Origin of the sequence: Pseudofrankia coriaricola (assembly GCF_001854805.1) — a bacterium.
Classification (GTDB): Bacteria; Actinomycetota; Actinomycetes; order Frankiales; family Frankiaceae; genus Pseudofrankia.
In genome coordinates, this window is the sequence record NZ_MBLO01000219.1 from 1 (window position 1) to 23,543 (window position 23,543).

23 protein-coding genes are annotated in these 23,543 nt (G+C 70.5%); 8 read left to right on the forward strand and 15 right to left on the reverse strand.

What is annotated here, in order from left to right:
* On the forward strand, positions 1 to 222 hold a 222-nt coding region (locus BCD48_RS25310), incomplete at its 5' end, for an SDR family oxidoreductase (protein WP_116271655.1).
* A 230-nt stretch (positions 223 to 452) separates the two neighbouring features.
* On the opposite strand, the gene BCD48_RS25315 is transcribed toward BCD48_RS25310, so the two are convergent.
* The 3 genes from BCD48_RS25315 to BCD48_RS25325 are packed head-to-tail and all read right to left on the reverse strand — an operon-like array spanning position 453 to position 2,895.
* A complete protein-coding gene (locus BCD48_RS25315) occupies positions 453 to 1,232 on the reverse strand; it encodes an SDR family NAD(P)-dependent oxidoreductase (protein ID WP_071050877.1) in 780 nt (259 codons plus the stop codon).
* 53 nt (positions 1,233 to 1,285) lie between these two features.
* Positions 1,286 to 2,155, reverse strand: coding sequence for an SMP-30/gluconolactonase/LRE family protein (locus BCD48_RS25320; RefSeq protein WP_157910559.1), 870 nt, complete (start codon positions 2,153 to 2,155; stop codon positions 1,286 to 1,288).
* A 17-nt stretch (positions 2,156 to 2,172) separates the two neighbouring features.
* Positions 2,173 to 2,895, reverse strand: a complete 723-nt coding sequence (locus BCD48_RS25325) for a histidine phosphatase family protein (protein ID WP_071050879.1) — start codon at positions 2,893 to 2,895, stop codon at positions 2,173 to 2,175.
* 101 nt (positions 2,896 to 2,996) lie between these two features.
* On the opposite strand from BCD48_RS25325, the gene BCD48_RS25330 reads away from it, so the two are divergent.
* Genes BCD48_RS25330 through BCD48_RS25340 form a run of 3 tightly spaced genes read left to right on the forward strand, consistent with a single transcriptional unit; the run spans position 2,997 to position 5,314 of the window.
* Positions 2,997 to 4,031 carry a phosphotransferase family protein gene (locus tag BCD48_RS25330; RefSeq protein WP_071050880.1) on the forward strand — a complete coding sequence of 345 codons (1,035 nt, stop codon included), beginning with the start codon at positions 2,997 to 2,999 and terminating at the stop codon, positions 4,029 to 4,031.
* Entirely contained in the window at positions 4,028 to 4,492 is a 465-nt protein-coding gene (locus BCD48_RS25335; protein WP_071050881.1) for a hypothetical protein, read from the forward strand. Before BCD48_RS25330 ends, BCD48_RS25335 begins: the two co-directional genes overlap by 4 nt.
* A gap of 42 nt (positions 4,493 to 4,534) precedes the next feature.
* The gene (locus BCD48_RS25340) at positions 4,535 to 5,314 is read left to right on the forward strand and encodes an SDR family NAD(P)-dependent oxidoreductase (protein WP_071050882.1); all 780 of its coding nucleotides are present in this window, start codon (positions 4,535 to 4,537) and stop codon (positions 5,312 to 5,314) included.
* A 267-nt stretch (positions 5,315 to 5,581) separates the two neighbouring features.
* On the opposite strand, the gene BCD48_RS25350 is transcribed toward BCD48_RS25340, so the two are convergent.
* The 5 genes from BCD48_RS25350 to BCD48_RS25370 all read right to left on the reverse strand — a co-directional run bounded on the left by BCD48_RS25350 (position 5,582) and on the right by BCD48_RS25370 (position 11,207).
* On the reverse strand, positions 5,582 to 6,721 hold the full coding sequence (locus BCD48_RS25350; RefSeq protein ID WP_071050884.1) for an acyl-CoA dehydrogenase family protein: 1,140 nt from the start codon (positions 6,719 to 6,721) through the stop codon (positions 5,582 to 5,584).
* Between the two features lie 136 nt (positions 6,722 to 6,857).
* Positions 6,858 to 8,153 (reverse strand): acyl-CoA dehydrogenase family protein, encoded by a 1,296-nt coding sequence (locus tag BCD48_RS25355; RefSeq protein WP_071050885.1) that lies wholly within the window; start codon positions 8,151 to 8,153, stop codon positions 6,858 to 6,860.
* Positions 8,154 to 8,324: 171 nt separating this feature from the next.
* Positions 8,325 to 9,638 carry an acyl-CoA dehydrogenase family protein gene (locus BCD48_RS25360; RefSeq protein WP_083419171.1) on the reverse strand — a complete coding sequence of 438 codons (1,314 nt, stop codon included), beginning with the start codon at positions 9,636 to 9,638 and terminating at the stop codon, positions 8,325 to 8,327.
* 118 nt (positions 9,639 to 9,756) lie between these two features.
* Entirely contained in the window at positions 9,757 to 9,957 is a 201-nt protein-coding gene (locus BCD48_RS25365) for a ferredoxin (protein ID WP_071050887.1), read from the reverse strand.
* Positions 9,954 to 11,207 carry a cytochrome P450 gene (locus tag BCD48_RS25370; protein WP_071050888.1) on the reverse strand — a complete coding sequence of 418 codons (1,254 nt, stop codon included), beginning with the start codon at positions 11,205 to 11,207 and terminating at the stop codon, positions 9,954 to 9,956. Before BCD48_RS25370 ends, BCD48_RS25365 begins: the two co-directional genes overlap by 4 nt.
* A 32-nt stretch (positions 11,208 to 11,239) precedes the next feature.
* Here BCD48_RS25370 and BCD48_RS51545 point away from each other — a divergent pair, with 32 nt between their 5' ends.
* Positions 11,240 to 11,377 (forward strand): hypothetical protein, encoded by a 138-nt coding sequence (locus tag BCD48_RS51545; RefSeq protein ID WP_157910560.1) that lies wholly within the window; start codon positions 11,240 to 11,242, stop codon positions 11,375 to 11,377.
* 480 nt (positions 11,378 to 11,857) lie between these two features.
* Positions 11,858 to 12,241 carry an SHOCT domain-containing protein gene (locus BCD48_RS25375; RefSeq protein ID WP_071050910.1) on the forward strand — a complete coding sequence of 128 codons (384 nt, stop codon included), beginning with the start codon at positions 11,858 to 11,860 and terminating at the stop codon, positions 12,239 to 12,241.
* A gap of 11 nt (positions 12,242 to 12,252) precedes the next feature.
* On the opposite strand, the gene BCD48_RS25380 is transcribed toward BCD48_RS25375, so the two are convergent.
* The gene (locus BCD48_RS25380) at positions 12,253 to 13,557 is read right to left on the reverse strand and encodes a diacylglycerol/lipid kinase family protein (protein WP_241841973.1); all 1,305 of its coding nucleotides are present in this window, start codon (positions 13,555 to 13,557) and stop codon (positions 12,253 to 12,255) included.
* A gap of 430 nt (positions 13,558 to 13,987) precedes the next feature.
* Complete coding sequence (locus tag BCD48_RS25385) at positions 13,988 to 14,848, reverse strand: class I SAM-dependent methyltransferase (protein WP_071050912.1); 861 nt, start codon at positions 14,846 to 14,848, stop codon at positions 13,988 to 13,990.
* A 76-nt stretch (positions 14,849 to 14,924) separates the two neighbouring features.
* Here BCD48_RS25385 and BCD48_RS25390 point away from each other — a divergent pair, with 76 nt between their 5' ends.
* Positions 14,925 to 15,428 carry a helix-turn-helix domain-containing protein gene (locus BCD48_RS25390; protein ID WP_198543385.1) on the forward strand — a complete coding sequence of 168 codons (504 nt, stop codon included), beginning with the start codon at positions 14,925 to 14,927 and terminating at the stop codon, positions 15,426 to 15,428.
* Here the strand turns inward: BCD48_RS25390 and BCD48_RS25395 are convergent.
* Positions 15,360 to 16,196, reverse strand: a complete 837-nt coding sequence (locus BCD48_RS25395) for a helix-turn-helix domain-containing protein (protein WP_071050889.1) — start codon at positions 16,194 to 16,196, stop codon at positions 15,360 to 15,362. The genes BCD48_RS25390 and BCD48_RS25395 overlap by 69 nt on opposite strands.
* Before the next feature lie 141 nt (positions 16,197 to 16,337).
* Between BCD48_RS25395 and BCD48_RS25400 the strand changes: the two genes are divergently transcribed.
* On the forward strand, positions 16,338 to 19,019 hold the full coding sequence (locus tag BCD48_RS25400) for a VIT domain-containing protein (RefSeq protein WP_071050890.1): 2,682 nt from the start codon (positions 16,338 to 16,340) through the stop codon (positions 19,017 to 19,019).
* A 21-nt stretch (positions 19,020 to 19,040) separates the two neighbouring features.
* Here BCD48_RS25400 and BCD48_RS25405 read toward each other — a convergent pair whose 3' ends face one another.
* From BCD48_RS25405 to BCD48_RS25420, 4 genes are all read right to left on the reverse strand, one after another.
* Entirely contained in the window at positions 19,041 to 19,544 is a 504-nt protein-coding gene (locus BCD48_RS25405) for a nuclear transport factor 2 family protein (RefSeq protein ID WP_083419174.1), read from the reverse strand.
* Positions 19,541 to 20,722, reverse strand: coding sequence for an aromatic ring-hydroxylating oxygenase subunit alpha (locus BCD48_RS25410; protein ID WP_071050891.1), 1,182 nt, complete (start codon positions 20,720 to 20,722; stop codon positions 19,541 to 19,543). The genes BCD48_RS25405 and BCD48_RS25410 overlap by 4 nt, the downstream gene beginning before the upstream one ends.
* A 157-nt stretch (positions 20,723 to 20,879) precedes the next feature.
* The gene (locus tag BCD48_RS25415; RefSeq protein ID WP_241841974.1) at positions 20,880 to 22,091 is read right to left on the reverse strand and encodes an ABC transporter substrate-binding protein; all 1,212 of its coding nucleotides are present in this window, start codon (positions 22,089 to 22,091) and stop codon (positions 20,880 to 20,882) included.
* A gap of 128 nt (positions 22,092 to 22,219) precedes the next feature.
* Positions 22,220 to 23,422: an amidohydrolase family protein gene (locus BCD48_RS25420; protein ID WP_071050893.1), complete on the reverse strand. Its 1,203-nt coding sequence runs from the start codon at positions 23,420 to 23,422 to the stop codon at positions 22,220 to 22,222.
* Between the last annotated feature and the right edge of the window lie 121 nt (positions 23,423 to 23,543).

The following is a 23,543-nucleotide window of genomic DNA, read 5'->3' on the forward strand; positions in this document are numbered from 1 at the left end:
GACATGATCTTCAACGACGCGATCTACCAGCTGTTCCGCCCCGACCTCACCGCACCCACCAAGGAGGACACCATCGACGCCTTCCAAGCCATGAACATCATGCCAGTCCCCTGGAACGAGGCMMGGGACATCTCCGAGGCGGTGCTSTGGCTGGCCTCCGACGAAGCACGCCACGTCACCGGCATCGTCCTGCCCGTCGACGCCGGACAACTCGCGAAATAACCACCACCCAAACCGAGCGGCCGCGTCGGCGACCGCATCCGCCGGGCGACAGGAAACCGGGGCCGGGCATCCGCGCTCGGCCCCGCCGGCGGTCCAACCGCCGGGGCTTCCAAAGCGCCTGACCGGCCACTTCGCTCGAAGCCTCCAGCCGGCGACTGGCCCTCGCGCATCCTCATCGTGGCGATCCACTGCGGCGATCCGCCGGAGCTTCCTCCGGAGCCGGTGGCGGCTCAGACCGCGGTGAACCCGCCGTCGACCATCACGGCGGAGCTGGTCATGAATGAGGAGTCGTCGGAGCACAGGAATGCGATCACCCCGGCAACCTCGGCAGGGTCCGCGCGACGGTTCATGGGTGCGGTGACTCTCGATACGGGCGGAGTAGCGGGTGGCCCGACGGCCGCGGTGCTGTGCGCCCGCAGGTTGGTGCCAATGTGGCCGGGGCACACGCAGTTGGCCCGGATGCCGCGGTCGGCGTACTCGGCGCCCACCGCCCTCGTGAACTGGAGCACGCCTCCCTTAGATGCGTCGTAGCAGGATGCCCAGCCGCCGGCGACCAACGAGGCGACGGACCCCACCGTCACGATGCTGCCGCCGCCGGCTGTCAATAGGTGGGGAAGGCAGTGTTTCACGGTGAGGAAGGTGCCCGTCAGGTTCACCCGCAGCATGAACTCCCACAGGTCGAGACTTGTCTCATGGGTCGCCGCCGAGTGCAGAAGTCCAGCGCACGCCACTACGGTGTCCAGACCGCCGAACTGCCCGGCGGCCGCGCGTACGGCCGCGGCAACGGACTGCTCGTCGGCGACGTCGGCCGGCAGGCCGACGGCGTGTCCGCCTCCACGCGCGACCTCCTCAGCGGCGGCCTCGGCAGACTCCGCGCGCAGGTCGGTCACGGCGACGGCGGCGCCTTCGGCCGCGAGACGGAGAACCGAGGCCCGGCCGATCCCGCTGCCTCCGCCGGTGACCAGCACCCGACGGCCGACGAGACGGGCCGGCACCTTGGACGCGGTCATGCCTCCAACATTATCATCATGAGGATTAAGAGGGAATTGCGGTCGTGTCGCCGTCACACCCGGGCCGGGTGGACCGGCGCGGCCGTCACCCCGACGGTCGTCCTATAGACGCTTCCGGTGTCCTCGGCGCCGGGGGCACTGCGGCCGGTGACCACGAAGAGGTCGTCGTGCCCACCCGCTCCTAGGCACAGGCTCAGCGGCTTGAGCGCCGGCATCGCGAGCCGCGCGCGGAGGTTGCCGTCCGGCGCGAAGCGCGCAACGCAGCCGCCGCGGTAGAACGCGACCCAGATGCAGCCCTCGGCGTCCACCGCGATCCCGTCCGGCAGCCCGGGCACGTCCTCGGTTGAGATCACGCCGGTCCGGACAGGCGTGACGCCCTCGTCGAACGAGAAGACGAGCAGCCGCCGCCGAAACGTGTCCGCCAGGTAGAGAACCGTGCCGTCCGGGGAGAGTGCGACGCCGTTGGGGTGGACGTCGTCATACACCACCTCGCAGGCGCGCTCGCCGGTTACCCGCACCAGTTCGCCGGGCTCCGGGTTCCCGCGCTCGTCCCGGCGGAGCACGCCCACGTAGATGCTGCCTTCGCCGTCGGCCGCCAAGTCGTTGAACGCGTAGGCCTCGCCGCCCCGGCCTGGGGGCAGGTCACCCAGACTCAGCAGCAGGCGTGTCCGCCCGGCAGCCACGTGGGACACGTCGGCGCCAGTGGCCACCAGCCCTCCTTGGGCGTGCAGGCAGGTACCGCCGACATCCGGGCGGTCGGGCACGACGACCTCGACCCGCCCGTCGGGCGACAGCCGGTGGATACCGCCGGCCCGCAGGTCGCTGAAGAACAGGGCACCGTCCGCGCTCATCGTTGGGCCCTCGAGGGACACGAAGCCGTCGGCAAGCAGCGTGAAGTCGGAGTCGGCGTGGCCTGTGCCCATGACGTCCCTCGGCATTGTCAGTAGGTGAGGAGGCCGGGGGTGGCGTCGAGGTGGTGAGTGTCGCCGAGGGACACCACCGCCCGGACCCCGTGCTGCCCGGCCAGCACGACGTTGACCGCGGTGTGGGCGGGGCGGAACCACATGTCGAACGGGATGCCGAGGTGGTGGGCGAGGTAGGCGTTGATGACGCCGCCGTGACAGGCGACCACCACCCGTTCGCCCTCGTGGCTGGCCGCGATCCCCTCGATCGCATTCACGACCCGCTTGCGGAAGTCGTGGCTGCTTTCGGAGTACGGGTAGACATCCCAGCGCTTCTCGAACATCATCCGCTCGCGCACGCCCGCCAGCAGCGTCCGGCCGAGGAACCTCTCCGGGCTCTGCTCGGGCGGGATGTCCCGGAACACCTCTACCTCGCGCAGATCGGCCATGACCACCGGCTGGGCGCCGTGGCGCTTCCCAATCGCCGTGGCCGTTCGATGCGCCCGCTGCAGCGCGCTGCTGTAGACCGCGTCGACCGGCTCCCGGGCCAGGCGTTCGGCCACGGAGGCCACCTGCCGATCGCCCACCTCGGACAGCGGAGGATCGAGGACGTCCCCGAACGGCCCGCCCGGCCGGCCGGGGACCTGTTGGCCGTGCCGGACCAGGACGAGCCGGGTGTGCGGCTGGCCGCCGGTGAGAAAGGCGTACTGAGAGTAGTCGAAGGCGCTGACGCTGCCGCTGGGTAACCGGGTCGCCGACATGGGCTGGACTCTAGCCTTTCGGCGCCGTATTCATCATGATACTTGTCGGGCCTATCCTGGCCGTCCGGGCGTCACCGGCCCGGTTGAGGGGAGATCACCGGTTGCCTGCCATCGACGACGTACACACTCGTGTCGAGATGTTCCTGCGGGCTCGTAGTGAGGATCGCGGCTCATTCCGGCTGACCGCCTGCGAACCCATCACGGGTGGTTACAGCCGGCTCATGTCCCGGGTCTGGGTCGAGGACTCGGGCGGCCGGCGGGGCTACGTGATGCGCGCCGACCCGCCGCCGGGCCAGTCGATCATCGATACCGACCGTCGCGCGGAATGGGCGCTGCTGTGCGCGCTGTGGGACGCGGGCACGGTGCCGCTTCCCGCGCCGCTCTTTTTCGACCCGACCGGGGACGAGGTGGGCAGCCCCGCAATCTTCACCGAGCTGGTGCCGGGCCCGTCGGTGCACAGCGCGGCGCTGACCCGGGACCGGTCGGAACACCTGGCGATGAGCGCGCAGCTGGCGGACGTCGCAGCCGCCATTCACACGTTCGAGCTCGGCGCCCTGCCGCCCGGCGTGGCGGTTCCCCCGTCGTGGGACGCCTACATCGACGCACGGATCCGGCAGTGGGTCGACGCGGAGCGGACATATCCAGGTGGCGACCCGTTCATGCGGATGATCGCGGCTTGGCTACCGAAGAACAAGCCGGCGCCGCTGCCACTGTCGCTGGTGCACGGGGACTTCCAGCCCACCAATGCGGTGGTGGACGTCGACGGGACCTACCGCATGGTCGACTGGGAGCTGGCACATGTAGGGGACCCTCGCGAGGACCTCGGGTGGATGGTGCTGTGCGGGGCGAACCAGCCACCGTGGCTCATCGCCGAGGACCCGGAAACCTTCTACGAGCGGTACCGCAAGGCGACGGGCTTCGGCGCCGATGAGGTCAACCCGGCGACCATCGCGTACTTCACCGTGCTTGGCGCGACCGACGTCTTCCTCGGTGAGATCGTCAGCTTGGCCGCCCTTATCCGCGGCGAGACGTCGAACATCAGCGTCGCTTACACGTCCTGCGCCGTGGCCGCCATGCACAACGTCTTCATGGAAGCGATCGCCACCCACACCGCCGGCACTGGAGAGGACGCATGATCTCCCAACCCACTACGGCGCGGCTCATCGAGGTGGCGTGCGATGAGCTGGAAGCGAAGGTGCGTCCGGCGGTCACCGAGCAGGTGGCGGAGATCGCGCTTGCCATGGCCATCTCGGTGCTGCGCTCGGCGGCCGTCCGCGCGGCCGACGAACTGGCCTGGATGCGCGAGGAGGCGGAGGCGATCGAGGCCGTTGCGCGGCTGCTGGTCGGGCGGCTGCCGGACGCCGGCGCGCTTGCTGACGCGTTGCGCTCCTACCAGGCGGCCAAGGGCAGCAGCGTGAGCGTCGTCGACGCGTACGCCGACTACGCCCGCGCCGGGGAGGTTCTGTCCCGGGCCGCCGAAGCGGCGTTCGAGCACGGCGATGCCGAGTGCCGGCGGGAGGTCCATCGGCTCTTCGAACAACGCCGACACCACGAGAACGCCGTCACCGGCGGGTTCAACGCCGTCGGACGCGCCTGACCGCACGGCGCGCATCATCAAAGAGGAACTCAGGAGACGTCCATGGGCGTGGTCGAGGGAAGGGTGGCTCTGGTCACCGGGGGAACGCGGGGCATCGGCCGTGGCATCGCCGAGGCCTTGCTGGCGGAGGGCGCCCGGGTCGTGGTCAACGGGCGAAGCGAACAGAAAGGCAGGCTCGCTCTCGAGGAGATCGGCGTACCGGAGCGGACGCACTTCCTCGCCGGCGACGTCCGGCGGAATGTCGACTGTGCGGCTCTCGTGCAGGGCACCGTCGAACGCTTCGGCGCAATCGACATCCTCGTCAACAACGCCGGCGGCGGCGGTCGTACCGCCACCGTCGCCGAGATGACCGACGAGGACTGGGACGAAAGCCTGGACTGGAACCTCAACCACCCCTTCTGGTGTACCCGCGCCGCGCTGCGGAACATGATCCCGAGGCGCTGGGGGCGCATCATCAACATGTCCTCGATGTACGGCAAGCTCCCGCTCGCCGGCTTCGCGCACTACGTGACCACCAAGCACGCGCTGAACGGGTTCACCAAAGCCGTGGCCCACGAGACGGGCACGCTGGGCATCACCTGCAACGCGCTGTGCCCGGGCGTCGTCCTCACCGACGTGTGGGCCGAGAACGGCCCCGCGTCCGCGACCGGCGCCGGCATGGCATACGACGATTACGTCTCGATGATCGTGTCCGGATCGGCTATCAAGCGCCCGAACACGGTGGACGAGGTCGCCGCCATGGCGGTGCTGCTGTGCTCGCCAGCGGGCGCTGGCATCACGGGGGCCTGCCTGTCGGTGGACGGCGGCGCCGCTCCCTACTGAAGCCCCACATCGATGGCGAACACGCGCCAGGAAGCGCGGGGGCCCGTCGCTCAGGGCGATGGCTGGTCGTACGCGCACGGCGTAGGAGGTTGGCCGGTACGGTCTCGCGGAGGGAGGTGAGGTGACCCGGCCTGACCAGGCCGTCGAGGTCTGTGAGCCGCAGGACGAAGTGGGCATGGTGCCGACGCGGCTCGGAAGAGTCGACGTCGCGGTCGTCTTCGACACGGCCGGACCGTTCGCGGTTCCGGCCGGGACCACCACAGCTCGTCAAAGCCTCCCGGCCGCCTCCAGCTGGCGGATCAGCTGCTCCCGGTGGTAGGTCGGGTCGCCGAACATCAGCGCATTGCTCTTCGCCCGGCGGAAGTACAGGTGCGCGGAGTGCTCCCAGYTGAAGCCGATACCGCCGTGGATCTGGACGTTCTCGGCGGCCGCGAAATCGAAGCACTCCGAACAGCGGATCTTCGCGATGGAGGCGGCGACGGGCAGCTCGGGGTCCGAGGTCGCCGCCGCCCACAGCCCGTGGGCCAGCGCGGTCCGAGCGGCATCCAGCTCGAGCGCCATGTCCGCGCAGCGGTGCTTGATCGCCTGGAACTGCCCGATCGGACGCCCGAACTGCACCCGCGTCCTCGCRWACGCGACGGCCGTCTCCAGCACCCGCGCCGCGCCGCCTACCTGTTCGCAGGCCAGGGCGACGGCGGCCAGGTGGCCGAGGTGCTCGAGGGTCGGTCCGGCGCCRCCCTCCGGGCCGACGAGCCGGCCCGGCACGGAGTCCAGGTCGAGGCGCGCCTGGCKGCGGGTGAGGTCGAGTGTCGGCATCGCGCCGCGGGTCAGACCCGGCGCGGTTCCGTCGACCGCGAAGAGACTGACGGCGGATCCCKCGCCGTCGCCCGTCCGCGCGGCGACGAGCACGAGGTCGGCGATGTGTCCGTCGAGGACGAACATCTTCGTCCCGTGCAGCTCCCAGCCCGCCGCGCCGCGCGTCGCGGTSGYGGCGACRTCGGCCGCATCCCAGCGCCCCGACTCCTCCRYGACCGCCACGGTCGCGATGGTCTCCCCCGCGGCGATGCCRGGCAGATRATCCTTGCGKGCCGCCTCGTCGTCGATGTGCAGCAACGCGCCGGTCGCGAGCACGACGGTGGACAGGTACGGCGCGCACRTCAGGGTGCGCCCCATCTCCTCGAGSACCACGCCGACCTCGGCGAASGTGGCGTCGCTGCCGCCGTRCTCGGCCGGGATGCACAGCCCGGTGAGGCCGAGCTCGCCGGCCAGCCTCGCCCACTGCCCCCGGTCGTAGCCCTCCGGCGTCTCCATCAGTCGCCGGACCTCGTTTTCCGAGGAGTGCGCGGCCAGGAACGACCGCACGGCCTGCCTCAGCTCGGCGCGTTCCTCGCTCGGTGCAAGATTCATGCTCCGGTACCCCCTTGCATGGCACTGGGCGGAGGGCCTCCGGGCGTGCGGCCACGCCATGATCGCGCGATCTTCGGCCGATCAGAACCGCGGAGTTCCCAGCCGCTCGACGGGCGGCCCGCGACGGGTGAGCCGCTCACTCCGAATCCGCGAGCTCGAGCTCGACGGCGTACCGCGCCCGGGCATCGGCGGCCAGGGACGGGAGGTGGCCGGTGGGGAACAACCCCGGGGCCGGCGCGACGCCGCGCAGCAGCTGCCGGGCCAGGTTCACCTTGTGAATCTCGGTCGGGCCGTCGGCCAGGCCCATGTGGAACGACTCCAGCACCCACCGGCCGAACGGCATCTCCGTGGAGACGCCCAGGGAGCCGTGCACCTGCAGCGCGCGGGACGCGACGTCCATCAGCACCTTGGGCATCGCCGCCTTGACCGCGGCGATATCGGCGCGCACCTTGTCGTAGTCGTTGTACCTGTCGATGCGCCAGGCGGTACGCAGGACGAGCAGCCGGAACTGTTCCATCTGGATCCAGGAGTCGGCGATCATCTCCTGGACGAGCTGCTTGCGTCCGAGCATCTCGCCCTTGGTAGTCCGGGAGACCGCCCGCTCGCACATCATTTCGAACGAGCGCCTGACCAGCCCGACGGTCCGCATCGCGTGGTGGATGCGGCCGCCGCCCAGCCGGGTCTGCGCCACGGCGAAGCCGGCGCCCCGCTCGCCGAGCAGATGATCCGCCGGGACGCGTACGCCCTCGTAACGGATGTAGGCGTGGGTGCCCTCATGTTCGTCGTGCCCGGACACCCCCACGTTGCGGACGATGTTGATGCCGGGGGTGTCCGCCGGGACGACGAACGCCGACAGCCGCTGATGCGGCGGCGCGTCCGGGTCGGTGACCGCCATCACGATGAGGAACGAGGCGAACCGGGCGTGCGAGGAGAACCACTTCTCCCCGTCGATCACCCACTCGTCACCGTCGAGGCGGGCCAGGGTGGTGAACCCGGTCGGATCGGAGCCGCCCTGCGGTTCGGTCATCGAGAAACAGGAGACGATCCGGTTCTCGATCAGCGGTTCCAGATAGGTCTTCTTCAGGTCGTCAGTGCCGTAGTGCGCGAGGATCTCGGCGTTTCCCGAATCCGGCGCATGGCAGCCAAAAACGACCGGGCCGGAATGGGTACGCCCGAGGACCTCGTTGAGCAGCGCCAGCTTCACCTGCCCGTAGCCCGGGCCACCCAGCTCCGGGCCGAGATGGCAGGCCCACAGCTTCCGTTCCCGGACCCGGTCCTGCAGCGGCGGGATCAGCTTCGCGCGCACCGGGTCACGCACGTCCCAGGCGTGCTCGATGACGAAGTCGAGCGGTTCGACCTCCTCGCGGACGAACTCCTCGGCCCAGTCCAGCTCGCGCGCATACTCCGGATCCGTCTCGAAGTCCCAGGCCATGCCGCCTCGCCTCCCACGGTTACTCGAACGTCCTTCTCGGCAACAGACGTTCTTCTTCGATGACAAATGTCCTTGTCGACGACAGAGGTTTTCTCGGTGACAACGGCAATGGCCCGCCGGCCCGGACGAAGCTATGCGGATGCCCCTGCCCAGGGCGGTGAGGAGCGGAGCTCAGCGGGGGATCTCACGCCATGGCCTGTCCCGGTCGACCCGCACGTCGCCCGGCAGCCCGAGGATCCGTTCGGCAATGATGTTGCGCTGGATCTCGTCCGAGCCACCCGCTATCCGGTAGCCGGGCGCGCCCAGAACGTGGCTGGTCCAGGCGAAGGTCCCCCACTCGCCGGTGTCTGCCGCCAGGCGCGGCCCGAGCAGCAGTTCCGCCGCCCGCGACGCAAGCGCCATGCCCTTCACCCAGTGCAGCTTGCGGAACGAGCCCTCCGGCCCGGGCGGCCGGCCGGCTCGCCGGTCGTGGGCTTCACGCAGCGCCGCCACCTCGGCAAGGCGTTCGCTGATGTAGACATCGGCCAGCCGCTGGCGGACGAGGGGGTCGTCGAGGCGGCCCAGCGCGCGGGCCAGCGGGGCCAGTTCCCGCCATCCGCCGCCCACCCTGGCATGTCCCCCGCCGGAGCCCTCCCGCTCGAAGCCGAGCGTCGTAAGAGCGACTTTCCAGCCCGCCCCCACGTCGCCCAGCCGAAGCGAGTCGGGAATGCGCACGTCGTCGAGGAACACCTCGTTGAACGACGTGCCCCCGGACATCTGACGCAGCGGCCGGACGGTCACACCAGGTGCGTCGAGCCGCAGCAGGAACGCGGTGATGCCAGCATGCTTGGGGACGTCCGGATCGGTTCTCGTCAGCAGCATTCCCCACTCGGCGAACTGTGCCCCCGAGCTCCACACCTTCTGGCCGCCCACCACCCACTCGTCGCCGTCCCGGACCGCCCGGGTCGCGAGAGCCGCCAGGTCGGATCCGGCTCCCGGTTCCGAGAAGAGCTGGCAGCACAGGCTGTCGCAACGCAGGAAGGTCCGCATCAGCAGATCGCGTTGCTCCGGCGTGCCGACCAGGCGGATCGTCGGGGCGATCAGGCTGACGGTCACGGACACCAGTTCGTGGGCCGCCGGGATCGCGTAACGCTCCTCCTCGGCCGCGAACGCCTCGACGAACTCGGAACCCAGCCCCGCGCCACCGTGCTCGGGCGGCCAGCCGAGCGCGCCGAACCCCGCGTCGAACTTCTGCCGCTGCCAGGCCGCCACCCGCTCGATCAGCGCCAGCTCCTGCGCGAAGGACAGGTTGTGGAAGACCGAGACGTCGTCGGACCCCTGCCCGGCACCAGCCCAGGGCACCGAGCCAGCATCCTCAGGGCCGGCGTCCCCGGAGCCGGCATCCCGTCGGTCGGCATCGTCCCGTAACACCGCGTGTTCGGCGAGCCAGCTCCGTGCACGCCGCCGGAAGTCCTCGAGCGCACCGCCCGGATGTGCCGCGTCCAATCTGGTCTCCTGCTCACTATCCGCCATCTTGCGGAGTCGAACTCGGCCGCGCGACGTCAGTCGCGCTCATCGAAACAGCCGGCCGGTAAGGGCCTCAGCGGCCTATCAGGACAGGTGTTCAGTCCTCGACGAGCTCAATGGCTTGTTCGGGGCAGGTCCTCGCCGCGTCCCGAGACGCTGCCATCTGATCAACCGGCACGTCGACGATCTGATCACGGATCGTGACGTAACCTTCATCGTCGTAGTCGAGAAAGTCCGGCGCGATGCTGTAACAGCGCCCATGACCGGTGCAGCGGTCGCCACGGACAGTGATCTTCATGTGGTGGCCTCCCAGGCAAGCGGGAGAGTGAGCAGGGTCATCATGGAACCCCCACCGCGTTCGAGCAGCGGCGCGTCGGTCGTCACTCGGAAGTCTGGGATGACCTTCAGCCATTCCTCGAGGGCGATCTGCATCACCCGGCGGGCCAGATGCGCGCCCAGGCAGCGATGCGGTCCGGCCGCGAAGCCGAGATGGTTGTTGGCCATGCGGCCCAGCACGAACTGGTCCGCCCGGTCGTAGACCCTGGGGTCCCGGTTGGCGCCGGAGACAAGCCCATACACCATGTCGCCCGTGCGAAGCGGGCAGCCGTGGAACTCGATGTCACGAGTCACCTTGCGTCCGTCACCGAAGACGATGGTGTAGAGCCGCAACGTCTCCTCGACCGCGGACGGGATGAGCTCGGGCTCGGCGAGGAGCCGGTGCCGGTCGTCCGGATTGGTGGCGAGGTGCCGGAACAGGTAGCCGAGCTCTCCCCGCGTGGTGTCGAGCCCGGCGAGCACGAGCACGGTCAGAATGTCGAGTATCACGGTCTCGTCGAGAGGCTCGCCGTCCAGCGTGGCGTGCAGCAGGTGCGAGGCGAGGTCACCGTCCCGCGGCACCGGCTCATCGCGTCGTTCGTCCAGCGCGTCGATCCAGTACTGACGCATGGCGCCGAGCGCCTGGGCCATGGCCTCCTGCTGGGCGAGGTCGCCACCGAACCCGCGGAAGAAGTCCTCGACCCACGGCACGAACAGGTCGGCGTCGGAGGCTGGCAGACCGAGAACGGTCAGAAACACCTCGGTGGGGTACCGCATCGCGAACTCGGCCACGAAGTCACACCCGCCGTGCGGCGCGATCTGGGCGACCAGGCGTCGGCAGATCACCTCTGCCGCCGGGCCGACCCCGTTGATCGCGGCCGGCGCGAACCAGCGGCTCAGGATCTGGCGGTACTTGCTGTGCTCCGGCGGGTCGATCTGAGTGGGCACGAAGCGGTACACCGGTTCCGGCTCCCACGGCGTGATCGACTCGCTGGAGAAGATCTCGGGACGCTGGTAGATCTCCCGGACCTCGTCATACCGGGTGAACATCCAGTAGCCCTGGGCCATGGTGTTGAAGATGGCCTGGCCCATCTCCCGAAGCTCGTCGGCCTTGCGCCAGTAGCTGCCCGCTTCGAGGGCTGGGGAGACGTCTAAGTGGACGACCGGACATCCGCTCGGGACACGCGCGGGTTTCTCGACACCCTCGACAGAGTCGTCTGCCTTGTTGGCCATAGCCGACCAGCCCTCCTGGAGACCAGGTATCTATGACGCAGGTCACCCTAATCGTCATGATGAATCTCGTCAACGGGGCCGGCAACCCCACCACGACGAACGACACGGGCACGGCGCGGGCAGGCCGGCCTACCCGCGCTCGGCAGCCGGAGAGCACGGTGGCCAACTGATGATCATTTAGGTGTCGGAGTCCGTGGGCTCCAGCCGCCCGCGACCTTCCGGTCCTCGTCTATGGCGAGCCCCCCTCCCCCGAGAACGCCACGAAGAGCGCCCCGGACCTGGCCCTGCGTGCCCTCGCCATCAGCGGCGGCGGCTGAGCCGTCGCGGCCGCCCGGGGTGCCTACTCGCGGCCGATGGGGCGGTCGGAACCCACTGGCCCTGCTCGCTCCCGACTCCGAGCGCGCCACCTAACCTCGATATTCACACGCGCGGTATTTCACCGCGGTTCGACCGTGCCGGCGCCGCCCGTCTGACGCCAGACCGCCAGGTGCAATCGGTCCGGCTGTGACGATGTGCCACGGTCGCGTCGAGGCCCGGTTCGCCGATCCGCGGTGGGGCGGTCGCGCCGCGGTGGACCGTTTCGCGTGTGAACCTCGGCGCGAGGTGGAATCATTGGGATGGACCGTAGGCCCAGGGAGGTGCGACAGTCGATGAGTTACCCGTTTCTCGGCGCTTTCTTGACAATGCTCTGGTTCTTCCTGTTTGCCATATGGGTATATACCCTGTTTGTGGTGGTGGCCGATATATTCCAAAGCCGGGACCTGTCCGGCTGGGGTAAGGCTGGATGGCTGGCGTGTGTCATCGTCGTTCCCCTGCTGGGCGTTCTATTCTATGCGGCCTTCCGCGGCGAGGGTATGAGTGAGCGGTCGGCCGAGGTGGCGAGGCGACGCGAGGGCCTGTATCAGGGTTTCCGGCCTTCCGCGGTGCAGACTCGCGCGGTCGCCGATGAGCTGACGAAGCTGGCCGACCTCCGCAAGCAAGGTGAGATCACCGACGTGGAGTACCAGCGGGAGAAGTCGAGAATCCTGACCTGAACGCGCTCCGGCTAAAGTAACGAGGTCAACGGCTCGACTGGACGGACTGTTTTCTCGTCGCCCCCGCGGACCCGGCGACTCATCGCCGCCGGCCTCCCGGCGGCGATGCGGATCAGCGCGGGAACCGTGCCCCAGGTACCCGGTCGCGCGATCGGCACCCCGGGTGCGTGCCGCGGAACTCTTACGCGCACAGCGCCGGGAAGCGATCGGAAAAGCAGGGGCGGCGTGAGACAAAGCGCTTCTCCGTCCACGCCGACGCTGACCGGTTGAGCGGAATCGACCCGCGCCACGGGGCTGCTCCACTGCTGAAAGCCGCGGAATCGGCTGATGGCGCCCACCGACTCGAGCGCGACGAGGGTGGGTAGATCGCGAGCCCGATCGACCCGCAGCGCCACCAGACCAAGCCGGCCGCTGTCCAGCCGGGGCCGGGTACCGAGACCGCCGAGGCTATGTAGCTGGTAAGGATTGTTGGACACAAGGAGGACATCCGCACTCGACTCGGCACGACCGTCCGAGCCGGCGAAACGAAGATCCGGCGGTGTGCAATCTGGACCGAGAAGGTCGGGAAGCATGGCGGCGGCCGTACTCGCCTTGGCGTCACGGTAGCTGTCGGACCGCACGATCTCCGCATAGACACCGAGCGAGACGTTGTTGACGAAGACGCGGTCGCCGACCTGGCCAAGATCGACACGCCGTTCGACGGCCGTGTCGAATGCGTCGAGCGCGCCCGCCACATCGTTCCGATCAAGGCCTAGATCGAGGGCGAAGTGGTTACGAGTCCCGGCTGGGACGCACACGAACGCCATCCCGCGCCGCCGGGCCACGTCGGCGACCAGACCCTGCGAACCGTCGCCACCGGCCATGCCCACCACGTCGGCGCCACCGTCGGCGGCGTGCTCGGCGAGGGCGCGCAGGTCCGCGCCCGGGGCGAGGCTGACGACCTCGACTCCGCGCCGGGCCGCCTCCTGCGCGAGATGATGGCGGTCGGCGGCGCCACCACCGGACCGCGGATTCACCAACAGGACGCCGCGCTGGGCGGGTCCCACGATCGTCCCCTTCGGCCGGTGCCGGCCGAAAGCCGCGCGCGCCGCGCCTCCCGACGCGAACAGCAGAGCCGTGACGACGAGCATGCTCGTAAGGCCAGCCACCCCAGCGAAAGCAATAAGCCCGCTGAACGCGACGGCGGCCACGAGAGAAGCCGCCACGCGGCGTCGCCCCCGCCCGACGAGCGCCGTCCAGCCCGCCATCGCCGTCACGGACACGGCGACGACCGAGACAGGCAAGGCGATCGGCCGGTCGGCCAGCCGTGCCAGCACGACGGCGACTGCCCCGGCGAAGCACACCAGCGCGGCACGGGCGGCTGTCCGGCGAGATCGGGAAACCCTGCCGTCCAGGGAATGATCCTTACCGAAATCGGCCGGATAATCGTGACGATGAAGGAATGGCGCCGATATTCCCACGCGCCATCCTCGCCAGCGAACCATCCAGGTATGCTCGCCGGCCCCACTCGGCTTCGCAACCGCGGCCCGAAGCCCGATGCCGACGAGATTTCGCCTACTTCACCCCTTGTTCATCAAGCCTTGGGTTCATCAAGCCTTGGCCAGCGTTACCGCTGCGCCTGTCGCTGTATGAGTCGGGCTGTTCGGCGGGGCTGGGCCGACTCACCTCGGTCGGGGGATGACGGCGCCGACGGTGTGCTGTGGGATGAACCTGAGGAGTCTCAGGCCCGCGGAGACCGAGGGTTCTCTACCCCGCGGGACGCCGCCCGGCGGATGCGTGCGCGCCGACCATCCAGCACGCGGCGGTGAACCGGATCTCCGCGCCCCGCTGGTAGGGACCGAAGGCGGCGCGGGCGGTCTCGACGACCTGGGCGCGGGTCCGCTCGTCGGCCCCCTGCAGGGCTCGGCCGACGGGGCCGAGCAGGGTGAGGTAACGAACCAGCTCCGTCTCCGGCAGGACGCATTCCACGTCGATCGGCTGAATATCGATGTTCGTCCAGCCGCTCTCGTCGAGGATGCGACGGACCCGGTCCGCCCGCGCGAGAGCGAACTGGCCGGGTGCCTCCGGGTCGCGGGGCGCCAGGTGCGGCAGGAGCGGCGCCGCGGCGCGTTCGGCCGTCGTCATGAACGGATTCTCGTCGGGGCTCCGCCAGACGATGAACCGGACCTGGGCGGTGTCCGTCCCAGCCCGCCGCAGGTTCGCGAAGGCCCGGGGGAAGTCGTCGAAGAACATCACGCCGAAGCGAGATACGAGCAGGTCGAAACTGGCCGGCTCGAAGGTGTGGGTGGCGGCGTCGGCGTGGATGAAGCTGGCCGACACGCCCGCCCGTTCGGTCCGTGCCCGAGCGGCTTCGACCATCGGCTCGGAGATGTCGACGCCGACGCAGCGTCCCGCCGAGCCCGCCCGCCGCGCGGCGGCGACCGTTGTCGCGCCCGTACCGCAGCCGACGTCGAGCACGCTCGAGCCCGTGGCCACCGCGTCGGCGAGCAGAGCCTCGAACGGCCGGTACATCTCGTCGAGCAGGTCCTGCGCCGCCGTCCAGCCTCGTCCACCGGCGCCGTTCCAGAGTGCTTTCTGCGCGTCATCGCCCCCGGGCGCGACTTCCATGGCCGTCCCCATCCCTTGGCGTCCCTTGCCGAAACCGTATCGTTCCAGCTCAAGTCAACTTGAGGTCAAGACGGCGGTGAACGTGGACATAGCCGAGGTGACGCGACGCTCCGGGCTGCCAGCCTCGACGCTGCGCTTCTACGAGGAGAAGGGGCTGATCGTCTCGGTCGGCCGGCGGGGCCAGCGCCGGGTCTTCGATCCTGGCGTGCTGGAACGGCTGGCGCTGGTCGCGATGGGCCGCGCCGCCGGCTTCTCCCTCGACGAGATCGCGCTCATGTTCGCGCCAGACGGGCAGCTGCGCATCGACCGGCGGATGCTCGCGGCCAAGGCGGACGAGCTGGACGGGAAGATCCGCGAGCTGACCGCCATGCGCGACGGCCTGCGGCACGCCGCGGCCTGTCCCGCGCCGAGCCACCTGGAATGCTCCACCTTCCGCCGCCTGCTGCGCGCGGCGGAGTCGGCCGCCGTTCGCGCCCGGACGCGGCCCGCCGGTCCGGGTCCGACGCGGTCTTCATCGACCTCGCATCGGCCCCGGGGCGGGGGACCGCGCCTCGGATGCCAGGCCGAGGCGGCCGAGTAGGCCGAGCAGGGGAGCCGCCGCCGCGGCGATGGCGGCGAGCTCGTCGGCGTCCGGCGTCCGGGAGGCCGCGCCCAGAACGAGCGTGACACTGTCACCCAGCCGCACGGCCGGCACGGCGGTCACAGCAGTCACGGCGGTCACGGCGGTCACGGCGCCGGTGTTCGCGCGGTCGGCCCCCGCGTCGTCCACCGTGGCGAGGTCGCCGTTCCCGGCGGCGCCACAGCTGGCGACGGTGCCAGGCCCGCCATCGGCGCCGAGCCTCTCGGCCGCCCCCGCACCAGCGTCGGCGTCATCCTTCGCGGGCACGGCGGGCGGTTCGGGGCGGTGCGCGACCGGGCGCGTGGGCGCGCCACGCTTCCAGAACTCAGCGGGCGCCGCCACGGGCGGGACGGCCATAGACGCGCGGACGGGGCGCGGCGCTCCGACAAGCTCGGCGAGCTGAGGGTCGGACGCGCCGAGCAGCCGCTGCTGGATCTCGGCGAGCGATCGCCCCTCGGACTGAAGCTTCTTGATCGCGGCGAGTTGGAGCACGTGCCGAGGGCCATAGAGGGCGACGCGGCCACGGGTTGCGACCGGCCGGTCGACCAGGCCGATCGTGGCGTACCAGCGGACGGTCCGCTCGGTCGGCAGCTCGCCGACCCGGCCGCTGCTCTGGCCCGCGTAGTTACCCGCGAGCAGCACCGCCACCCGACCGGGGAGCTCCATGAGCGTCCACGGGCCGGCGTCCGCGTACTCCCCCGCAGCCTCGGCGTCAGGGTCCACAGTCATGATCCCTGATCGAAATCCCAGCGCGACCTCATGCGGTCATCTTGACAGTGTCATCGTGACACTGTCAAGATGACGAGGCGCGCCAGGGAACGCCGCTCACGGGTCGAGCGGGCGAGGACAGGCGGCAGAGGAAGGGGAACGGTGAGCACCGACCTCGAACGGATCAGCACCGTCGGCATGGTCGACCTGATCGAGCCGGAGCCACCGGCCCAGGCGGACGCGCCGCGACGGGACAACGAGGAGGACGGCCTCGGCTGCCTGCGAACGGGACGCGGCAACCTGCCGCTCGACGCGATCGACGTCCAGGCCGCGGTCACCGGCCTCGCGTCGACCATCACCCTCAGTCAGGGCTTTCACAACCCGTACGACGAGCCGCTCGAGGCCACCTACATCTTCCCGCTGCCGCCGCGGGCCGCCGTCACCGCGCTGCGGATGGAGGCGGACGGCCGGGTGGTCGAGGCCGAGCTCAAGGAACGCGGCCAGGCGCGGGCGGACTACGACACCGCGATCACCCAGGGCAAGCGCGCGTCGATCGCCGAGGAGGAGCGCCCCGGCGTCTTCACCATGCGGGTCGGCAACATCCTGCCCGGCGAGCGCGTCACCGTCCGCCTGACGCTGGCCGGCGAGCTGCCCTATGAGGACGGCGCCGCGACCTTTCGCTTCCCCCTGGTCGTCGCTCCTCGCTACATCCCCGGCGCTCCGCTCGCGGGCGGACGGGTCGGCGACGGGGTCGCGGCCGACACCGACGCCGTACCGGACGCGTCCCGCATCAGCCCACCGGTGCTGCTGCCGGGCTTCCCGAACCCGGTGCGCCTGTCGGTGGACGTCGACGTCGACCCGGCCGGCCTGCCGCTGGCCGCCGTCGACGCCAGCCTGCACTCGGTCATCACCGAGCGGCGTACGGACGGCCTCCGTGTCCGGCTGGAGCCGGGCGACAGGGCCGACCGGGACTTCCTGCTGCGCCTCACGTTCGACGCGGACGAGGCGGTCAGCACGTCGCTGTCGGTGCGGTCCGACGAGCCGGCCGCGAGCGGCCAAGCCGCCACCGACCACGAGGCGGGCGGCAAAGCAGCCAGCGGGACGTTCGCGCTCACGATCCTGCCGCCGGCCGGTACCACTCGGGCCCGGGACCGGGACCTGGTGCTCGTCCTCGACCGGTCCGGCTCGATGGGCGGCTGGAAGATGATCGCGGCGCGCCGTGCCGCCGGCCGGATCGTCGACACCCTCCGCGGCGGCGACCGCTTCGCGGTTCTCGCCTTCGACCACCAGGTCGAGACTCCGCCCGCCCTCCCCCGAGGGCTCGCGCCGGCCAGCGACCGCGCCCGGTTCCGGGCCGTCGAGTTCCTCGCCACCCTGGAGGCCCGCGGCGGGACGGACATGCTGGAGCCCCTGCGGCAGGCCGCCGCCCTGCTCGGCCCGCGGGCCGAGGCGCCCGAGCGCGACCGGGTCATCGTGCTGGTCACCGACGGTCAGGTCGGCAACGAGGACCAGCTGCTGCGCGAGCTCGCCACCGGCCTCGCCGGGGCGCGGGTCCACACCGTCGGCATCGACCGGGCGGTGAACGAGGCGTTCCTGCGCCGGCTGTCCGGCCCGACCGGCCGCTGCGAGCTGGTCGAGTCCGAGGACCGGCTGGACGACGCGATGCGCCACATCCACCACCGCATCGACGCGCCCGTCGTCACCGGCCTGCGGCTGCTCCCGGCGGGGCCGGCGGACCTGGCCGTCGACACCGACTCGCTGACCCCGACGCCGCTGCCTGACCTGTTCGCCGGCGCCCCGGTGGTCATCCGGGGCAGGTTCACCGGCCAGCCGACGGGCACGATCGCCTTCACGGGCCAGGCCGACACCGACGCGCCGTGGCGGGCGTCGGTCACGGCGACGGCAAGCGGCAATCCGGCCCTGACGGCCCTGTGGGCACGGGCGCGCATCCGGGATCTGGAGGACGCATATGTGGCCGGCCCGTCGGGCCGAGGCGGTCACGACGGCCTGGAGAGGCGCATCGTCGAGACGTCGCTGCGCTACCGCGTGCTGTCCCGCTTCACCGCGTTCGTCGCCGTCGACCAGCGCGTCGTCAACGAGGGCGGCACGGTCCGCCGGGTGACGCAGCCCGTCGACCTCCCCAGTGGCTGGTCCGACGAGGCTCTGGCCGTCGGCGGGCCGCCCAGCGCGCCGCTGTTCGCCGGCAGCGCCGTCGCCGCCAGTTTTGCCGCGCCCGCCGGGCCACCGCCCCCGATGTACCAGCCGATGCCCCCGTCGATCGTTCCTCCCGCGCCGGCCGGGCCGGCGCCCATCCAAGCGCGGCGGGGCGCCCCGGCGGGCCCGGACGACCTCGACGTGCCCGACTTCCTCACCGGCGGAATCTCGGGCCCACGAGCCGCCCCGCGGCCCGGCCGCGGGACAGGCCGTGGCCGGCAGAAGGCCAAACTGACCACCGCTGCCGGACCGTCTGGCGCCGGTGTCGACCCGGATGCCGGCACGCTCTCCGCGTTCGTCGCCGCCGAGCTGGCGGTGCTGTCCACGAGCGCCGGGCCCTCGCCTCGTCCCGGGGCGGCCGACCTGGCCGCGCTCGCCGGCCGCATCCGTGCGGCGCTGCCCGCGTGGCGACGGGCCGGCGAGCACGAGGCCGCATGCGCGGCGCTGGAGAGGCTCGCCAGCCAGCTCGCCGCCGCGTCCCCGGACCTGTCGGACGCGGCCCGGCTCTGGGAGCACGCCCGCGCGACCCTGGAGGCCATCCGCGACGGACGCGCCGACCAGCTCACCGGCGACCGCCCGGTGACGGGCGACCCGACGCGCAGGTCACGGACCGCGTTCTGGAGGCGCTGACCCGCCGTCAGCGGGCCGCCACTACTGCGCCGTCAGGAGGGACAGCAGGAGGTGGGTGTCCTGCTGGAAGACGCGGATCTCGCGGATGGTGCCGCCGAGGACGGTGAACACCTCGATGACGTCGACCGTCGCCGAGCGGCCAGTCGCCTTCGCCGTCCAGGTCTGGGTCGTGAGCTGGACGGCGCGGGTGGCGTCGCCGAAGACCAGCGGGTTGGTGATCGTGCGGTCCCAGTGGCGGCCCGCCTCGGCGTTCATCGCCGCCATGCCGGCCGGGCCTTCGTGCCAGCCGCCGTGCGGCAGCGATTCCGGCTGCTGGACCCGGATCTCCGGGTACATCAACGTGAACGCGCCCTCAACGTCGCCGGACTGGAAGCGGCGCGCCATCTCGGTCACCACCGTGGCCGCGTCCGCCGCGGACACATCGACGCGCTCGGGCTCGGGCTCGGGCTCGTCAGTCAGCAACGGGGTAGTCGGCAACGGGGTGCCGGCGGGATCGGCGGAGCCGGCAGGAGAGGTCTGGCTCATGCCGACCCCGCCCCGGCGGCGTGACGGGCGCGGTAGGCCTCGAGTGCCGCCTCGAACCCGCGGTGCAGGTGCTGCGGGGCCGGCTCGTTGCGGCCGAACACGACCGTGTCGAGCAGGCCGAGGCGCACGCCCGGCTCGGTGCGGCCGGCCACCCAGAAGTCCTCGCCGTCGACGACGGTCTCGCAGATCCACGGCGCCATGTCGACGGCCTTCGACCGCTCCTCGTCCGTCAGGCCGGGACGCAGGTAGGAGGTGTGCACGACCTCGGAGCTGCTCTCGTCGACCGGGAGGATCTGCCACAGCTCGACGTGCCGGGCGTCGAAGGTGAGGCTGACGTTGGGGAACAGCGCGTACTGGTAGCTGAAGTGCCGGCCGACGTCGCCCCAGTCGGCCTCGGGGCGCTCGCGCAGCTCGACGATCGACTTCAGCGCGGAGCTGTTGCGCAGGTGCGGGCCGAACGGGTCGAACGTCAGCACACCGCCGACGGCGTAGGTGGCGAGCGTGGTCTTGTGCAGGTAGTTGAAGTGGTAGTTCTCCCGGAAGGTGTCCAGGGTGACCTTCCAGTTGCCGCCCACCTTGTGCACGTGCGGCTCGCTGTGGGGTTCCCAGTCGGCGAAGTCGAGCAGGGCCAGCTCGCCGGCCAGCTCCGGGCCGAGGTATTCGTCGATGTCGACCGCCGGGCCGGGCCGCAGCCGGCCGACGATGAGCCCGTAGCCCTCGGTGACCTCGAGCGGGATCAGCCCCTTGCGGCTCTTGTCCAGCCCGGTGAAGCCGTCGGGCACCGGCATGCGGCCGAGCTTCCCGTCCAGGCCGTACGTCCAGGCGTGGAACGGGCAGGTCAGCCGGATGGCCTCCCCGGCGCCGTCGGCGAGACGCACCCCGCGGTGGCGGCAGGCGTTGAGGAACGCGTGCACCTGGCCGTCGCCATCTCTGGTCAGCAACACCGGGGTGCCGAGCAGGTCGACCGCCCGGTAGGTCTCCGGCTCCGGCAGCGCGCCCGAAAGGCAGAGCACGAGAGGCTGGTCGAGGAACAGCGCCTCAATCTCCTCTGCCTGCCGCTCGGCCGAGTAAATGTCGGTCGGCAGTTCCATGACGTCATCGGCCATGTCCGTCGTGCGGTTGTCGATGTGATCGAGCAACCGGCGCGCGAGGCTGCGTTCGAGTGCTTCCCTGTCCACCGCCAGTCCTTCCTGTTCGGTTCGCCCCGACCGCGTGCCCCCGGCCAGGCCCCAGGCCCCAGGCCCGGGGCAGGCCCGCTATACGGCGGTGCCGGGCCGCGCCGCCGGACGTGATGTCACGGCGGCGCGGCCCGGCGCGTCGTGCCGGAGCTCGCGGCTACTGCTGCGGCTTACCCACAACGAACGGCTTCTCGACAGTGACGACGAGCTTGCCGTCCTTGATCTCGCCTTGCGACGCCGACTGGTTCTTCACCCGCGGGATGCCCTGGACGCCCGGGGAAGTGAAGTCGATCGGCGCGGTCGCGCCCTGCGTGTCGAGCGCGGTCTGCTTGTCCAGGTACTCCCGGATCTTCACGGCGTCGACGACGCCGACCTTGGGGATGATGTCCGCGAGCAGCTTGACGCTGAGCCAGGCGTTGATCGCGGTGTCACCGATGGTGTTGGTGATCCCACCGACCTGCTTGGCGTACTTCTGGACGTCGTCGTTGAACGCGCTGATGGCGCCCTCACCGAAGGACAGGACGACCAGGTTCGGCTGGTTGAGGTTCGTGACGGTCTCGACGACCTGCGGCGTGAGCACGATGCTCGGCAGCGCCCACGTCAGCTTGGTGAGGCCGATCTGGTTGCAGGTCTGGATCAGCGGGGCGAGCTGGCGGGGGTTGATCGCGGGGACCGCGGTGTCCGCGCCGCTCTGCTTGATCTGCAGGCAGGTCGGCTGGAAGTCGGTGGCCGTCAGGCCCAGCTTGATCTGGTCGACCGTGACCGACGGCGGGTAGTAGCTGGCGGAGACCTTCGCCGACGACTGCGCGATGGCCGAGTCAGCAGAGATGTAGGCGACGCGCTTCGTGCTGGCCGGCAGCATCTGCGGCAGGATCCGGAAGGACACCAGGACCGGCTCGATGACGTAGACCCGCGGGTTCTGCAGGGACGCCGACGCGGCGCCGAGGCTCGCCCAGGAGATCGTGTTGGCCGTGTCCAGCGTCGGGAGCAGGCTCGGCTCCATCGTGCCGTCGTCACCGGCCATCATGAGGACCTTGTCCTCGACCAACAGCTTCTGGGCGCACACCGAGGCGCCCTGCGGCGTGTTGTGATCGTCGCAGACGTCGATCTCGACCGGCCGGCCCAGGATCCCGCCGTTCGCGTTGACCGACGCCGCCGCGATCTTCGCGGCCTGCGCGACCCACGGCTGGGACACCGCGTCGGTCTGGATCCCGGTCATGAGCCCCAGCTTGATCGGGGCGCCGGTGGGCTTGGGCGCGGTGGCGGCGCCGGCGTCGGGCTTGTCCGAGTCCGACGAGCCGCCGCAGGCCGCGACGAGGAGCGTCACGCCTAAGAGCGCCGCCACTAACTGCTTGCGGGGTAAGCGCACCTGGGGTCTTCCAGCCGAGCTCGGCTGAATTGCTGGCATTTTCGTTTCTCCGTATCGTAGAACGCGACAAAGGGAGCCGGCCGGTCGAGATGCCGACCGGCCGGCCATGACTGTCGACCGGGTGAGCGCTAGGAGATGACCGCCGGGTCGGCGGGGGTGAAGTTGTAGACGCGGGCCGCGTTCCCGACAGTGATCTTGTACTGGACGTCCTCGGGCAGGTGGCCGAGCCACTTGTTGGCCATCGAGATGGTGTCCGGCCAGGTGGAGTCCGAGTGCGGGTAGTCGCACTCGAGCATCACGTTGTCCTCGCCGATGATGTCCAGCAGCCGGATGCCGGCCTGGTCCTCGATGAACGTGCCGAAGACGTGGTCGTGGAACAGCTTGCGGATGTCGGTGTCCAGGTCGAAGGACGCCGCGCCCTTCGCCTCGCCGCGCTCGTGGGAGGCATTCATGTCGATGTCGAAGCGTGACGCCCAGAAACGCTGCTTGTCGATGACCTGCTCGGCCCGCTCCAGGAAGTACGGAATCCAGCCGATCGAGCCCTCGGAAAGGGCGATCTTCAGGTTCGGGTACTTCGGGAAGATCCCGCTGAACAGCCAGTCGAGCAGCGTGCCCGCCTGGTTCGCCGCCGCCGAATAGGCCATGAACGCGAGCGTCGGCATGTCCGCCGAGGTACGGATCAGGTTGGACGACGAGCCGACGTGCATCGAGATGACGTAGTTCGTGTCGTTGCAGGCCTGGAACACCGGGTCCCAGTAGTCGGTGTGGATCGACGGCAGGCCGAGCTTCGTCGGGTTCTCCGAGAACGCGATCGACTTGCCGCCGCGCGCCGCCGTCCGCTCGATCTCGGCCGCCGCCGCCGCCGGGTCCCACAGCGGAATGATCATCATCGGGATGAAGCGGCCGGGGAAGTCGCCGGCGAACTCCTCCAGGATGAAGTCGTTCCAGGCCTGGACGCAGAGCAGGCCGAGCTCCTTGTCCTTGGCCTCGTGGAAGACCTGGCCGCAGTAGCGCGGGAAGCTCGGGAACAGGATCGACGAGAGCACGTGGCCCTGGTCCATGTCCGCGACGCGGGCGGCCGGGTCATAGCAGCCGAGGCGCATGTCCTCGTAGGTGATCGGCTCGGGCGAGAACTCCTCGCGCGTCTTGCCGGCGACGGCGTTCAGGCCCGTGGTGACGATCTGGCGGTCCTCGTAGACCCAGAACTCGGAAGCGCCGTCCCGGACGATGCGCGGCCCGGTGTCCCGCCAGCGCTCGGGCAGCCGCTCCTGCCACAGCCGGGCCGGCTCGATGAGGTGGTCGTCGACCGAGACGAACCAGTTGAACGACACAGGGCCTCCAGCGGGCGGTCCGCCCAGCCGGGCATCGCGGGGACACCTTCGGCTGGGCGAAAGGTCGGACAGAGTTACGGGCGTGCGGTGGTTTCGGGCATACGGTGGACCTGCCCTCTAA